Here is a 13,442-nt window from a genome sequence, read left to right as displayed (position 1 = left end):
ATACGGCCCCGTCGCGGTCGCGGGCGGGCCCCCGTGCGACCATGACCGGGACATGTCTGAATCCCGATCCCGCGCGCCGATGCGCGTCACGCGGGCCGCGATGTTCGCGGCCGTGTGCGTGGCCTTGGGTGCGGTGGGGCATTCGTACATGTCCGGGATGGACATTCCGATTCCTTGGCTTTTGGGCGCCTTCGTGGCGACCTGCGTACCCGCCTGGATGGCCGCCGGGCGCGGCCGGTGCGGGCCCGTCGGGATCACCGCCGCGCTGCTCTCCGTCCAGGGCATGCTGCACGTGGCCTTCTCCGCGAGCGGGGCGCACGCGGCGATGGCCGCCTCCGCAGCCCTCCCGGAGTCCGCGCCGGAGCCGATGCCCGGCCACCACGCACACGCCGGCCACGGCGCGACGGCGGCCGGTACGCACCACGGCGCGACGGCCACCGCCGGATCCGGCCACGGCGCGACGGCCACCGCCGGATCGGGCCACGGCGCGACGGCCACCGCCGGGTCGGGCCACGCTGCGGCTGCCCCGACCGGTACGGGCGACCCGACCGGCGCGGTCGACCTCGCGGGCCGAACGGACCCCGCGGCGCTGCCCGATCCCGCCGCCCTGCCCGATCCCGCCGCCCTGCCTGACCCCGCCGCTCTGCCCGACCTGGCGGGGCTGGCCGACGTGGCCGCGATGGCCGGGCACGGCGGCTTCGGCATGATCGCCGCGCACGTCCTGGCAGGCCTGTTCTGCGCTCTGTGGCTGGCCCGGGGAGAGGCGGCCGTCTTCCGGCTCGCCGCCGCCCTCGGGGCCACCGCGCTGCTCGCCGCCCGACCGCTGGCCCGCGCCCTGAACCTGCTGCGCCTGCGGCCGGCCCCCGCCGCGGCGCCGCCCGCGCGGCCCGCCCCCCACGTACCACCGCGCCGACTGCGCGGAGCCGTCCACGCCCACACCGCGGTGCGCCGCGGCCCACCCGTCCGGCGGGACCTCCGCACCACGGCCCCGAGGCCGTGCCGTCACGCCCCCGCCCACCCGGTGACCCCCACCGCCCGCGCCCCGCGCGCGGCGCGGACCGGTCACCGGCGCGCGTACCCGGCGTACCCGGCCTGAGCCGGTCGAACGGCACACCCACCCTCCCCACCCGCGCGCCGGCCACGCCGCGCGCGTCCGTCCGGCGAGGGGGCGAGACCACGGGGCCGATCACCCCTGTCTGCGCCAACCCCTAGGACCCACATGTCCCTCGACGAGATCAAGGACGTCCCCGTACGGGACGCCCCGGAGCCGGACGCGCCGGACGCGCCCGCCGGACCGACCGCGCGCACGAAGGGCGGCTGGTCCGCCCTGCGCCCGCTGCTCCTGCGCATGCACTTCTACGCGGGGCTGCTCATCGCCCCGGTCCTCTTCCTCGCCGCCACCACCGGCCTGCTGTACGCCGGTTCCTGGCAGGCCGAGCGGATCCTCTACTCCGACCAGCTGACGGTCGACCGCGTCGGCGACACGGCCCTGCCGCTCGGCCAACAGGTGAAGGCCGCCCAGGGCGCCGCCCCCGACGGCAAGGTGCTGGGCGTGTGGCCCGCGCCCGAGGCCGACGCCACCACCCGGGTGATCATGGAGAGCCCGGGACTCGGCGAGGGCGAGACCCTCACCGTCTTCGTCGACCCGTACACCGCCGACGTGCGCGGGCAGCTCACCATCGCCGGTGACGCGCTGCCCCTGCGGGCCTGGCTGAGCGAGTTCCACTCCAGCCTCCAGCTGGGCGAGTTCGGCCGGAACTACAGCGAGCTGGCCGCCAGCTGGCTGTGGGTGGTGGCCCTCGGCGGCCTCGCCCTGTGGATCGGCCGCCGCCGGTCGCGCAAGGCCGACCTCGTCGTGCCCGACCGCAAGGCCACCGGCCGCCGCCGCACCCTGTCCTGGCACGGCACCGTCGGCCTGTGGGCCGTCGTCGGACTCGTCGTCCTGTCCGCCACCGGCCTGACCTGGTCGAAGTACGCGGGCGAGAACATCGGGCAGCTCCAGGACCGCCTCGGCGGGGCCACCCCCTCCGTCGCCGCGAAGCTCGACGGCGCCGCCGCCGGGGGCTCCGACGAGCACGCCGGGCACGTCATGACCGAGGGCATGGAGATGCCCCCGCCGGCCCCGACCGCCGATGTGGGCATCGACCGGGCGGTCGCCGCCGCCCGCGCGGCGGGTGTCACCGAGAGCCTGCGCGTGACCCTGCCCGCCCAGGGCAAGGGCTACGTGATCAAGGAGGCGGACAAGCAGGTGCCGGTGCACCTGGACGCCGTCGCGGTGGACCCCGCCGACGGCCGGATCATGGACGAACTGCGCTTCGCCGACCATCCGTTGCTCGCGAAGCTCACCCGCTTCGGCATCGACGTGCACATGGGTCTGACCTTCGGGATCGCCAACCAGATCGCGCTGGCCGCCCTCGCCGTCGCCGTCATGTTCCTCGTCGTGTGGGGCTACCGCATGTGGTGGATGCGCAGGCCCACCAAGGAGCGTCGCCTGTCGGTGGGGCGCCCCCAGCCGCGCGGCGCCTGGCGCCGCCTGCCAGTGACCACCCTGCTGCCGCTCGCCTGCGTGGTGGCGGTCGTCGGGTGGTTCGTCCCGATGCTGGGGATCAGCCTGCTGGTCTTCCTCGCGGGCGACGTGGCCCTCGGGTTCGTGGCGCGCCGTCGGGCCAAGGCCGCGTAGGGCGCGCGCCGTCCGGCCGTGACGACCGGTGGGCCCGCACCCCCGAAGGGGTGCGGGCCCACCGTCGTACGGTCGCGATCAGGGGGTGTACTTGTAGCCGACCCGGCGCACGGTCTGGATCGCGCCCCGGTGGGAGGCGCCCAGCTTGCGGCGCAGGCGGGCGATGTGGACGTCGACCGTACGGCCGTCGCCGACGTGGCCGTAGCCCCACACGGTGGTGACCAACTGGTCGCGGCTGTGCACCCGGTGGGGGTTGGCCACGAGGTGGGCCAGCAGCTCGAACTCCAGGTACGTCAGGTCCAGCAGCTCGCCGTCCACCTCCGCCGTGCGCTGCGCGGTGTCGATGCGCACGAGCCGGTCCCCGGTGACGGTCGTGGGCGCGGCGGTCGGGACCGTGGTGGCCGCGGCGGTCGCGGCGGTCGCGGCGGCGGTGGAGCCGGGCACGGCCTGCGGGGCGAAGGCGATCGGGGGCTGCTGGTCGGCGGGTACGAGGACCAGGTAGCCGACCATCGGCGGCCGGCCCGGGAGGGCCGGAAGGGTGTGCTGGGGCGCGGGCAGCCAGGTGGCGCCGGGCGGCAGGAGGTCCACGACGCGGGCCACCTCGTCCCGGTCCACGGACCGCAGTCGATGGCGCGGGCCGGTGGGGAAGGCGAGGGGGGCGGAGGTCGCGGCGGACGGGGCGGAGGCGATGGAGCGGGCGTTCGTCATGAGTGGTCAGCTCTTTCACGCGGAGAGTCGGCAGGAGACGTGCGTACGTCGTCGTTGCGGTCCGCGCAGACCGAAGGCCTCGGGGGCTGTTCTGGTGGGTGTCCCGGAGGCTTTAGAGGGCCGGCGCGTTCTTCGCGCGGCAACACACCCGGTCGAAATCGTGGTGCTGACGGGAGGGCCAGAACGGCTGGAGGTCGCCGTGACCTGTCGAGGTGTACGAATAGCCGGCCATGGACGCCATTGAAGCAGACGGACGGGGCCCGAGGCAGGCCCCATCTCACTTCGTGGAGCGGAATCTCATATTCAGCGATCAAGGTTTCGTCAAGACGTTACATTCCCGACAAAACCATCAACCGGTCAATCGTTTCCGCCAGTCCAGACCCGTCACCCGTATCGCATCGTGGGCGGATCCGTCCCACAGCCAGTCGAGACCCACGGCGTCCAGGGCCGCCGTCACCTCCCGACCCACCGCCTCCGTGAGCTCCACGCCGGGCTCGTGACCCCCGTACAGCAGGTAGAGGTCGTGGCCGGCCGCCGCGCCCTCGGTGCACTGGCTGTGGAAGAAGACGAACCCCCGCGCCCCCGGCTCCGCCTCCCCGCCGATCTCCCCGAGGCCGCAGGTGCGGCAACAGGTGAAGTTCTCCCGGGCGGTGATGCCCGACGCGTCCAGCGCCGCGAACGCCCGCCCCAGCCGCTCGGGGTCGGTCTCGCCCACCCAGTCGGCCTGTTCCTCCACCCGCTCCCGCCACAACCGGTTCACCAGGCGCTCGGCCTGGGCGCGCGACACCGGACGCACCCCGTCCTCGACGAGGTTGTCCTCGGCGTCCTCGATGAGCGCGGCCCGGCCGGCGTACCCGCACCGCAGCCGGTCGCGGACGATCCCGCTCAGCTGCTCGTCCAGCACCGGGTCGAGAGGCGGCACGTCCTCGACGGGGAAGTCCAGCCGCTTCCAGTCCGGGCCGACGTCCCAACCCTTCTCACGGGCCGCCCAACGGCGCATCACCTCGACGACCTCCGCCGCCGAGGGGACGAACGCCTGGAAGTGCCGGTCCGGGGCGCCCGCCCGGTGCTCCAGCTGGTAGTCCCCGCCGCTCTCGTGCCACACCTGGACGTAGACGTCCGGATCGTCAGGCAGTCGGGACACGATGACGAAGTGGTCCCCGTCCCCGCCGATCCGCTCCACGAGCCCGGTCAGGGTCGCGAGCACGGGACGGTCGTGGCGTTCCCCGCGCTCGGTGTCGATTCTGATGCTGATCGCCTGCTGCATGGGGGACACCATGACAGGCCCCGCCGACAACGCGGCGCCCGCCCTCCCACCGGGGAGGACGGGCGCCGCGCCGTCGGCGTTCCCTACGCGGTCCGTCCCGGACCGGGACCTCCCGGACCGGGCCGTCGCGGACCGGGCCGTCGCGGACCGGGCCGTCTCAGGCCAGGCCGTCCTTCTCCAGGCCGGCGCAGCAGGTGTCCGTGATCAGACGGGTCACCACGTACGGGTCGACGTTCGCGTTCGGACGGCGGTCCTCGATGTAGCCCTTGCCGTCCTTCTCCACCTGCCACGGGATGCGCACCGAGGCGCCGCGGTCGGACACGCCGTAGCTGAACTCGTTCCACGGGGCGGTCTCGTGCAGGCCCGTCAGGCGCTCGTCGATGCCCGCGCCGTAGTTCTTGACGTGGTCCAGGGGCTTGCTGCCCTCGCCCAGCGCCTCGCAGGCCGAGATGATCGCGCGGTAGTCCTCGCGCATCGCCTTCGTGGAGAAGTTGGTGTGCGCCCCCGCGCCGTTCCAGTCGCCCTTCACCGGCTTCGGGTTCAGCGTCGCGGAGACGTTGAAGTCCTCGGCGGTGCGGTAGAGCAGCCAGCGGGCGATCCACAGCTGGTCGGAGACCTCCAGCGGGGAGAGCGGACCCACCTGGAACTCCCACTGGCCGGGCATGACCTCGGCGTTGATGCCGGAGATCTCCAGGCCGGCGGCCAGACAGTGGTCGAGGTGCTTCTCGACGATGTCCCGGCCGAAGATCTCGTCCGCGCCGACACCGCAGTAGTAACCGCCCTGCGCCGCCGGGAAGCCGCCGACCGGGAAGCCCAGCGGGCGGATGCCGTCGAAGAAGGTGTACTCCTGCTCGATGCCGAAGATCGGGGCCTGACCCGCGAACCGCTCCGTCACCGGGCGCAGCAGGGCCCGGGTGTTCGACTCGTGCGGGGTCATGTCGATGTTCAGGACCTCGCACAGCACGAGGACGTGGTTCCCGCCGCGGATCGGGTCCGGGCAGGAGAAGACCGGCTGGAGCACCCGGTCGGAGGCGTGCCCCTCGGCCTGGTTGGTGCTCGATCCGTCGAAGCCCCAGATCGGCAGCTCCGCGCCGTCGGCCAGGATCCTCGTCTTGGAGCGAAGCTTCGCGGTCGGCTCGGTGCCGTCGATCCAGATGTACTCAGCCTTGTAGCTCACGGGCCCCATCCTGACTCTGCGGGTGCTGCGGATCGCCATGGTGTCCTCGGCAGCGTCCCCCGCCGCGATTTCCCGTCCGTTGCCCGGGTGTGAACCCCGTGTTACCGACGTTCACCCCGCCGCCGGGGCGCTCCGTGCGGGTCGCCGGCGGCCCGGCCGGCCGGGTGCGGCAGACTGACCCGGTGAGCATTTCGTACGATTTGAACTCCTCCGCGTCCGGCTCCCCCGAGGGCCCCGACGCTCCCCGCCCCCGGGTCGGCCTGCTCGGCACCGGCCCCTGGGCCGCGCGCACCCACGCCCCCGCGCTCGCCGCGCACGCCGGCTCCGAATTCGCCGGAGTCTGGGGCCGCCGGCCCGAGGCCGCCGCCGAACTGGCGCGGGCGTACGGCGTGAAGGTGTACGAAGACCCCGACGCGCTGTTCGCGGACTGTGACGTCGCCGCCTTCGCCCTGCCCCCCGACGTCCAGGCGCCGCTCGCCGTCCGCGCCGCGGCCGCGGGGTGCCACCTCCTGCTCGACAAGCCCGTCGCGACCACGGCGGAGGCGGCCCGGGCCGTCGCCGACGCCGCGGCGCTCCACCGCGTCGCCTCCGTCGTCTTCCTGACGCTGCGCTTCGCCGAGCCCACCGCGGGCTGGGTCGCCGAACAGGCCGCGCGCTCCGGGTGGTACACCGCCTCCGCGCACTGGCTCGGCGCGGTCTTCCCGCCCGACGGGGCGCCCAGCGCGTACGCCGACTCGCCCTGGCGCAGGGCCAAGGGCGGGCTGTGGGACGTCGGCCCCCACGCGCTGTCCGTGCTGATCCCGATCCTGGGCGACGTGGAGTCCGTCAGCGCCACGCGGGGCCCCTCCGACCTGGTCCAGCTGGCCCTGCGGCACGCCTCGGGCGCGGCCGGCACCGCCGTGCTCAGCCTCGGCGCCCCGTCGGCCGCCGCGGGGGTGGGGCTCGAACTGCGCGGCGCCGAGGGCGTGTTCTCGCTGCCCGACTGGACCGACGTGCCGGGCGCCTACGGGCGGGCCCTGGACGCGCTCCTGACCGCCGCCCGCACGGGGGTCGCGGACCCGCGCGACGCGGCGTTCGGGGCCCGCCTGACGGAGATCCTCGCGCGGGCGGAGGCGCAGCTGGAACCCTGAGCGGCGCGCGGCGCGGGCCCGGCCGTGACCGCGGGCTTGACCCCGATCGCGGCCCCGGCCCCGGCCCCGGCCCCGGCGCCGGCCCCGGCCCCGGCCCCGGCGCCGGCCCCGGCCCCGGCGCCGGCCCCGGCCTCGGCCCCGGCCCCGGCCCCGGCCGCGAGTCGGCGTCGGCCGGATGCCCGGCCGGCGTCGCTCACTTGATGACGGCGTTCGCCACGATGATGGCCAGTCCGATGGTCGCGTCGGCCAGGCCGATCAGCAGCGCCGAGGCGAGCCGGTAACCGACGCGCACGGCCACGAAGGAGCCCCAGGCGAACAGCAGCGCGGTGTTCAGGCCGAGTCCGACGGCCGTCACCCCGTAGGACTCCCACTCCGCGACCCCGGCGAGGACCAGCAGCAGGACGGTGGGCAGGGTGGCCACGATCATCGGCCACTCGTTCCACAGGGCCCGCAGCAGCACCCGCCACCGGTGCCCGGCGGAGCCGCCCTGGTGGCCGGCCATGTGGTGGGAGTAGCCGTGCGCGAGCGCGGCGGTGGCGGCGGTGACCAGGACCCAGCTGGCGTCGTAGAAGGGGGTGTACTCCTCGCCCGCCTGGTCCAGGGCGGCCAGCAGGCCGCTGGCGAGGACCGTCCCGTACACCCCGCCGAACATCCAGTCGGCGCCCCGGTGGGGCGGGTGGGCCGCGTGGTGCGCCGGATGCGCCGGGTGCCCGCCGGTGTCGGCGTCGGCGCCGGCGCGGGGGACGGGGGGAATGCGGGGCTGCTCGCTCACGGATGGACCTTGGTTCCTTTTGCTGCGGTTTGTTCCCTTCGGGTACCGGTCACCCTAGGCGGCCGGAGGTGGGGTCGGCGTGAGGCCCGGGGCTCTCGTGGCCACCCTCTCCGCTCCGTCCGCACTTCACGAGACGGAACGTCTTGCGTGACGGGTCGGCGCGGTGTACCGTCTCCCTCGAAGCGAGACGAGACGGTTCGTCTCGGATCGGGTTTCCGGTCCCGCTTCCCCTGTCGTCAACGAAAGGAACGCGCTTGCGCACTCCACTCGCCGCAACCCAGATCGTCCTGTCCGAGGTCGGCAAGCGCTACGACGCGCGCCCCGTCTTCGACCGCGTGAGCCTGACGGTCCGGCCCGGCGAACGGGTCGGGGTCGTCGGGGACAACGGCTCCGGCAAGTCCACCCTGCTGCGGATGCTCGCCGGACTGGAGCGCCCCGACCGGGGCGAGGTCCTCGTCCGCGCCCCCGGCGGTCTGGCCCACCTGGGCCAGACCCTCGACCTCCCCCCGACCGCGCGGGTCGGCGACGCCGTCGACCACGCCCTCGCCGAACTGCGCGCCCTGGAGCGCGACATCCGCTCGGCCGAGGCGCGGATGCACCTGGCCGGCGTCGAGGAACTCGCCGCCTACGACGACCTGCTGGCCCGCCACGAGGCGCGCGGCGGCCACGGGGCCGAACGGCGGCTCGCCACCGCCCTGCGCCGGCTCGGCGAACGCGAGCCGCTGGACCCCGACCGGCTCCTCGGCACCCTCTCCGGCGGGCAGCGCTCCCGCCTCGCCCTCGCCGGCGCCCTCGCCTGCGAACCGGAACTGCTGCTGCTGGACGAGCCGACCAACGACCTCGACGACGAGGCCGTCGACTGGCTGGAGCGTCGCCTCCTGGCCCATCGCGGCACGGTCGTCGCCGTCACCCACGACCGGCTCTTCCTGGACCGGGTCACCACCACCGTCCTGGAGGTCGACCACGAACGCCGCACCGTGCACCGCCACGGCAACGGCTACGCGGGCCACCTGGCCGCCCGCGCCGCCGCCCGGGCGCGTTGGGAGCGGGAACACGAGGAATGGCGCGAGGAGACCCGGCGCGTCGAACGGCTGGCCGACCGGCACATCGACCGGCTCGCGGTGATCCCGCGCAAGGCCCCGGCGGCCTTCAGTGGAGCGGGCGCGTTCCGGGCGCGGTCCCGTGCCCACGGCGCCATGAGCCGCATCCGCAACGCCAGGGAACGGCTCCAGCGCCTGAACGACAACCCCGTACCCCGGCCCCCCGAGCCGCTCGTCTTCACCGGCGGCTTCACCGGAGGCGACGCGGCGGGAGCCGTCCACGCCGAGGGGATCGCGGTGCCGGGCCGGCTCGACCCGCTGTCGCTGCGCCTGGAACCGGGCGAACGACTGCTGGTCACCGGGCCCAACGGCGCCGGGAAGTCCACCCTGCTGCGCCTGCTCGCCGGTGAACTGGCCCCGACCCGAGGGGCCCTGCGGGTGCCGGGCCGCGTCGGGATGCTGCGGCAGGACGATCCGCTCGCGGACGAGGCCCGGTCGGCGTCCGCGTTGTTCGGGGAGGTCCGGGCGGCGCGGGTGGCCGGGCTCGGCCTGCTGGCCGCCGCCGACCTGGACCGCCCGGTCCGGGAGCTGTCGGCCGGCCAGCGGCGGAAGCTGGAGCTGGGCCGCCTCGTCACCGCCGGGCCGCTGGACCTGCTGCTGCTCGACGAGCCGACCAACCACCTGGCCCCCGCCGTGGTGGAGGAACTGGAGGCGGCGCTGGCGCCGTACACCGCGACCCTCGTGGTGGTCACCCACGACCGGCGGCTGCGGGCCGCGTTCGCCGGGCGGCGCCTCGAACTCCCGGGCCCCGACCGCCGCGGCGCCGCCCGCCCGGCGCACCCGGCCCACCCGGCCCACCCGGCCCACCCGGCGCACCCGGCCCTCGCGGCGTGAGCCGGGGCGGGGCCGGGCGCCGCCGTGGCGACAGGCCGGGCTAGCCGCCCGTGCGGGACAGGGCGTCGCGCACGGCCTCCTCGGAGCGGGCCACGACCGCCGTGCCGTCCTCGGCGGTGATGATCGGCCGCTGGATCAGCTTCGGGTGCGCGGCCAGAAGGGTGATCCAGCGCTCCCGGGCCTCCCGCGTCGCCTCGCGCGGCAGGTCCCGTACGCCGGTCTCCTTCGCGAGGGGGTCCGAGGTGCGCGTGATGTCCCAGGGCTCCAGCCCGAGGCGGCGGAGCACCTCGCGGATCTCGTCCGGCGAGGGCACGTCCTCCAGGTAGCGGCGCACCGTGTAGTCGGCGCCCTCCGCGTCCAGCAGGGTCAGCGCCGAGCGGCACTTCGAACAGGCGGGATTGATCCAGATCTCCATGCCCCCCAGGGTAGGAGAACGCCGTCCGGCCAGGGGCTTTTGTCAGTGCCCCCCGGTAAAATCGAAGCAGCACGACAGGAAGCCAACTACCGTTTGGGAGGCTGTAGATGGCCGCTGCCGCGATCATTGTGATGCCGAAGAAGAAGCCGCTGCCCGCGGGCCTGCCCCGCGAGCGGTACGAGAGCCACAACCGCCGCCTGAAGGCGATGCGTCTGGCCATTTCCCTGCTCGACACGGGGACGTACGACCCGCGCCGCGCGACCAACCGCAAGATACGGACGATGGCCGTGCGGGTGGGCATCCACCGCCCGTCCAACCTCACCTGCCGGATGGTCCGCGCCTTCATCGCCGCCGGCGAACGCCAGACGGCGTAGGGCAGGCCTAGCGTCGCGCCGGTCCGCCCCGGGGTGCGGGTCCCGGGCGGGCCGGTCCGGCCGCTTCCGGCGAGAGCAGCAGCAGCGCGACGTCGTCGTGGGGGCCGCCCCCGGAGAAGGCGGCGAGGTCCCTCCAGACCGCGGGGACCAGGCCCCCCGGGTCGTTCGCCAGCACCGGGATGCGGACGGCGAGCGGATAGAAGTGACCGGCGGCGTCCCGGGCCTCGGTGACCCCGTCGGTGTAGGCGAGCAGCCGGTCCCCGGGGCGCAGCCGGATCTCCGCCACGGGCGGGTGCACCGGCCCGGCCAGGCCCAGGCCCAGCGGGGGGCCGGGCTCCGCGCCCACCTCCGAGACCGTGGGCCCCCGCAGCAGCAGGATGGGCGGATGGCCGCAGGAGACGACGCGGACGAGGTCCAGCCCGGGCGGGAACTCCAGCAGGACGGCCGTCGCGAACAACTCCTCGTGCGGGGCGGCGTCGGCCTGCGCGTCCGCCGTCAGCCGGCGGTCGAGCCGGGCCGCGACGGCCGCCAGCTCCGGATCGTCGAGCACCGCCTCGCGGAAGGCGCCGAGCAGCGCGGCCACCGTGGCCACCGCCGTCAGCCCGTGCCCCTGTACGTCCGCCACCACCGCCCGCACCCCGTACGGTCCGGCCCGCACGTCGAACAGGTCGCCGCCGACGAGCGTGCCCGTCTGCGCGGCCCGGTACAGGGCCGCGCAGTGCACCGGACCCACGCGCTCCGGCACCGGCGGCAGGACCGCCAGCTGGGCGGCCTCCGCGACCGTGCGGACGCTGACCAGCTGCTCGTCCCGACGCCGCCGCACCCAGGCGATGATCACGCTGAGCACCCCGACCACCGCCACGGTGGCCAGGTCGCTCCCGCGCGCGTGGGCGACGCCCAGCGCGGGCAGGGCGAGCACCGCCATGACCAGCGCGGCGAAGACGGCCGTGCCGGTGGCCCCGTAGGAGAAGGCGGCCACCGGCGGCAGCCCGGCCAGGAAGTAGCCCAGCTCGATATCGCCCGGGGTCAGCCACTGGGCGAGGCACAGCCCGAACATCGCCACCGCGGGCGCGAACCGGGCCCAGCGCGGCGGCGGGGTCCCGTGCAGCCGGCCCGGCTCCTGGCGTCCGCGTCTCACCCCTCCACCCTGGTACGGGGGCCTCGGCCGCGCACGCCGGCCGGCCCCGTCGGGCGGGCGCGGCCACAGTGGTCCCATGACGCGAACGCAGAGCGCCGTGATCAGCACCCGGCTGAACTGGCTGCGGGCCGGGGTGCTCGGCGCCAACGACGGGATCATCTCGACGGCCGGCCTGGTGGTGGGCGTGGCCGGGGCCACGACCTCGCGCGCCGCGATCCTGACGGCGGGCGTGGCCGGACTCCTGGCGGGCGCGCTGTCGATGGCGGCGGGGGAGTACGTGTCCGTCAGCTCCCAGCGGGACTCGGAGCGGGCCGCGCTGGACGTGGAGCGGCGGGAACTGGCCGAGGAGCCCGAGGCGGAGCTGGAGGAGCTGACCGACCTGCTGACGGCGCGGGGGCTGGAGCGGGACCTGGCCCGGGAGGCGGCCGAGCAGCTCACCGAGCGGGACGCGTTGCGGGCGCACGCCCGGGTGGAGCTGGGGATCGAGCCGGACGAGCTGGCGAACCCGTGGCACGCGGCGTTCGCCAGCCTGGTTGCCTTCACGGTGGGGGCGCTGCTGCCGCTGGTGGCGGTGGTCCTGCCGGGGGCGTCGCAGCGGGTGCCGGTGACGGTGGGGGCGGTACTGGCGGCGCTCACCCTGTGCGGGCTGGTCAGCGCCCGCCTGGGCGGGGCCCCTCCGGCGCGGGCGGTCGCGCGCAACGTCCTGGGCGGGGCCCTCGCGATGGCCGTCACGTACGCGGTGGGCACCTGGCTCGGCACGACCTGACGCCGGGTGGCCGGTGGCTGCGGGGTCCGGGGTCCGGTGGCTGTGGGGCCGGGTCCGGGGCGGGGCGGGGAGCGCGGCCCGTGCGGCGGCGCGCGGGGGAGCCGCACCGATCGGCCCGGGCAGGGGCCCGGCGGGGTACCCGGCCGCCACACTGGGGGCATGCGTATCGCCCTCACCGGATCCTCCGGACTCATCGGCAAGGCCCTCGTACGCTCCCTGCGCGCCGACGGCCACGACATCGTCCGCTTCGTGCGCCGCGCCCCCACCGGTCCCGAGGAGGCGCGGTGGGATCCCCGCGAGGGGTACGTCGACCCCGCCGGGCTCGACGGGGTCGACGCCGTCGTGCACCTGGCCGGGGCCGGCGTCGGCGACCACCGGTGGACGGCCGCGTACAAGAAGGAGATCCGCGACAGCCGGGTCCTCGGCACCGCCGCCATCGCCCGCGCCGTGGCCGCCCTCGCGACCCCGCCGTCCGTCCTCGTCTGCGGCAGCGCCGTCGGCTACTACGGGGACACCGGCGAGCACCGCGTCGACGAGTCGGCCCCGCCCGGACAGGGCTTCCTGCCCTCCGTCTGCGTGGAGTGGGAGGCCGCCGCCCGCCCCGCCCGGGAGGCCGGCATCCGTACCGCGCACGCCCGTACCGGGCTGGTGGTCTCCGCCGAGGGCGGGGCCTGGGGGCGGATGTTCCCGCTCTTCCGGGCCGGACTCGGCGGTCGGCTCGGCGACGGCCGCCAGTACTGGCCGTTCATCTCGCTGCACGACGAGGTCGCCGCCCTGCGCCACATCATCGACACCCCCGCCCTCTTCGGCCCCGTGAACCTCACCGCCCCCGAGCCCCTGACGAACCGTGAGGTCACCGCCGCCATGGGGCGGGTCCTGCGCCGCCCGACGGTGTTCGCCGTGCCCGCCCCGGCCCTGCGCCTCGCCCTCGGGGAGTTCTCGCAGGACGTGCTGGTCGGTCAGCGGGCCGTGCCCCGGCGCCTGTCGGAGACCGGCTTCACCTTCGCGCACCCCGGCATCGAAGAGGCGATCCGGGCGGCCCTGAAGCGCGAGCCGACGTAGGGGCGGGCGCACCGTCTGA

13 protein-coding genes are annotated in these 13,442 nt (G+C 75.5%); 7 read left to right on the top strand and 6 right to left on the bottom strand.

All coding sequences use genetic code 11. The annotated features are described in order from the left end of the window. Positions 1-52: 52 nt before the first annotated feature. A complete protein-coding gene (locus tag ACZ6ZI_RS01705; protein ID WP_469514416.1) occupies positions 53-1,096 on the top strand; it encodes a hypothetical protein in 1,044 nt (347 codons plus the stop codon). A 123-nt stretch (positions 1,097-1,219) separates the two neighbouring features. Beyond that, complete coding sequence (locus tag ACZ6ZI_RS01700; protein ID WP_469514413.1) at positions 1,220-2,680, top strand: PepSY-associated TM helix domain-containing protein; 1,461 nt, start codon at positions 1,220-1,222, stop codon at positions 2,678-2,680. Between the two features lie 78 nt (positions 2,681-2,758). Here the strand turns inward: ACZ6ZI_RS01700 and ACZ6ZI_RS01695 are convergent, their stop codons facing one another. The 3 genes from ACZ6ZI_RS01695 to glnII all read right to left on the bottom strand — a co-directional run bounded on the left by ACZ6ZI_RS01695 (position 2,759) and on the right by glnII (position 5,832). After that, positions 2,759-3,388, bottom strand: coding sequence for a winged helix-turn-helix domain-containing protein (locus ACZ6ZI_RS01695; protein ID WP_469514410.1), 630 nt, complete (start codon positions 3,386-3,388; stop codon positions 2,759-2,761). A gap of 349 nt (positions 3,389-3,737) precedes the next feature. Beyond that, the gene (locus ACZ6ZI_RS01690; protein ID WP_469514407.1) at positions 3,738-4,655 is read right to left on the bottom strand and encodes a DUF6891 domain-containing protein; all 918 of its coding nucleotides are present in this window, start codon (positions 4,653-4,655) and stop codon (positions 3,738-3,740) included. Positions 4,656-4,812: 157 nt separating this feature from the next. Continuing rightward, entirely contained in the window at positions 4,813-5,832 is a 1,020-nt protein-coding gene (glnII, locus tag ACZ6ZI_RS01685) for a glutamine synthetase (RefSeq protein WP_469514405.1), read from the bottom strand. A gap of 188 nt (positions 5,833-6,020) precedes the next feature. Here glnII and ACZ6ZI_RS01680 point away from each other — a divergent pair, with 188 nt between their 5' ends. After that, a complete protein-coding gene (locus tag ACZ6ZI_RS01680; protein WP_469515775.1) occupies positions 6,021-6,962 on the top strand; it encodes a Gfo/Idh/MocA family protein in 942 nt (313 codons plus the stop codon). A 193-nt stretch (positions 6,963-7,155) separates the two neighbouring features. Here ACZ6ZI_RS01680 and ACZ6ZI_RS01675 read toward each other — a convergent pair whose 3' ends face one another. After that, positions 7,156-7,734: a hypothetical protein gene (locus ACZ6ZI_RS01675; protein ID WP_469514401.1), complete on the bottom strand. Its 579-nt coding sequence runs from the start codon at positions 7,732-7,734 to the stop codon at positions 7,156-7,158. A gap of 254 nt (positions 7,735-7,988) precedes the next feature. On the opposite strand from ACZ6ZI_RS01675, the gene ACZ6ZI_RS01670 reads away from it, so the two are divergent. Further along, a complete protein-coding gene (locus tag ACZ6ZI_RS01670) occupies positions 7,989-9,668 on the top strand; it encodes an ABC-F family ATP-binding cassette domain-containing protein (RefSeq protein WP_469514398.1) in 1,680 nt (559 codons plus the stop codon). Between the two features lie 40 nt (positions 9,669-9,708). Here ACZ6ZI_RS01670 and ACZ6ZI_RS01665 read toward each other — a convergent pair whose 3' ends face one another. Next, on the bottom strand, positions 9,709-10,083 hold the full coding sequence (locus tag ACZ6ZI_RS01665) for an ArsC/Spx/MgsR family protein (protein WP_469514396.1): 375 nt from the start codon (positions 10,081-10,083) through the stop codon (positions 9,709-9,711). A gap of 107 nt (positions 10,084-10,190) precedes the next feature. On the opposite strand from ACZ6ZI_RS01665, the gene ACZ6ZI_RS01660 reads away from it, so the two are divergent. Next, positions 10,191-10,457, top strand: coding sequence for a hypothetical protein (locus tag ACZ6ZI_RS01660; RefSeq protein ID WP_469514394.1), 267 nt, complete (start codon positions 10,191-10,193; stop codon positions 10,455-10,457). A gap of 7 nt (positions 10,458-10,464) precedes the next feature. On the opposite strand, the gene ACZ6ZI_RS01655 is transcribed toward ACZ6ZI_RS01660, so the two are convergent. Next, positions 10,465-11,595 carry a PP2C family protein-serine/threonine phosphatase gene (locus ACZ6ZI_RS01655; RefSeq protein ID WP_469514391.1) on the bottom strand — a complete coding sequence of 377 codons (1,131 nt, stop codon included), beginning with the start codon at positions 11,593-11,595 and terminating at the stop codon, positions 10,465-10,467. 76 nt (positions 11,596-11,671) lie between these two features. Between ACZ6ZI_RS01655 and ACZ6ZI_RS01650 the strand changes: the two genes are divergently transcribed. Together ACZ6ZI_RS01650 and ACZ6ZI_RS01645 are read left to right on the top strand one after the other, a co-directional pair. Further along, positions 11,672-12,361 carry a VIT1/CCC1 transporter family protein gene (locus tag ACZ6ZI_RS01650; RefSeq protein WP_469514388.1) on the top strand — a complete coding sequence of 230 codons (690 nt, stop codon included), beginning with the start codon at positions 11,672-11,674 and terminating at the stop codon, positions 12,359-12,361. Positions 12,362-12,520: 159 nt separating this feature from the next. Then, positions 12,521-13,423: a TIGR01777 family oxidoreductase gene (locus tag ACZ6ZI_RS01645; RefSeq protein ID WP_469514385.1), complete on the top strand. Its 903-nt coding sequence runs from the start codon at positions 12,521-12,523 to the stop codon at positions 13,421-13,423. Positions 13,424-13,442 lie beyond the last annotated feature (19 nt).

The organism is Streptomyces sp. NPDC103540, from assembly GCF_055584445.1.
Note: the sequence above shows the minus strand (reverse complement) of the source record. Positions and strands in the feature narration are given on the sequence as shown.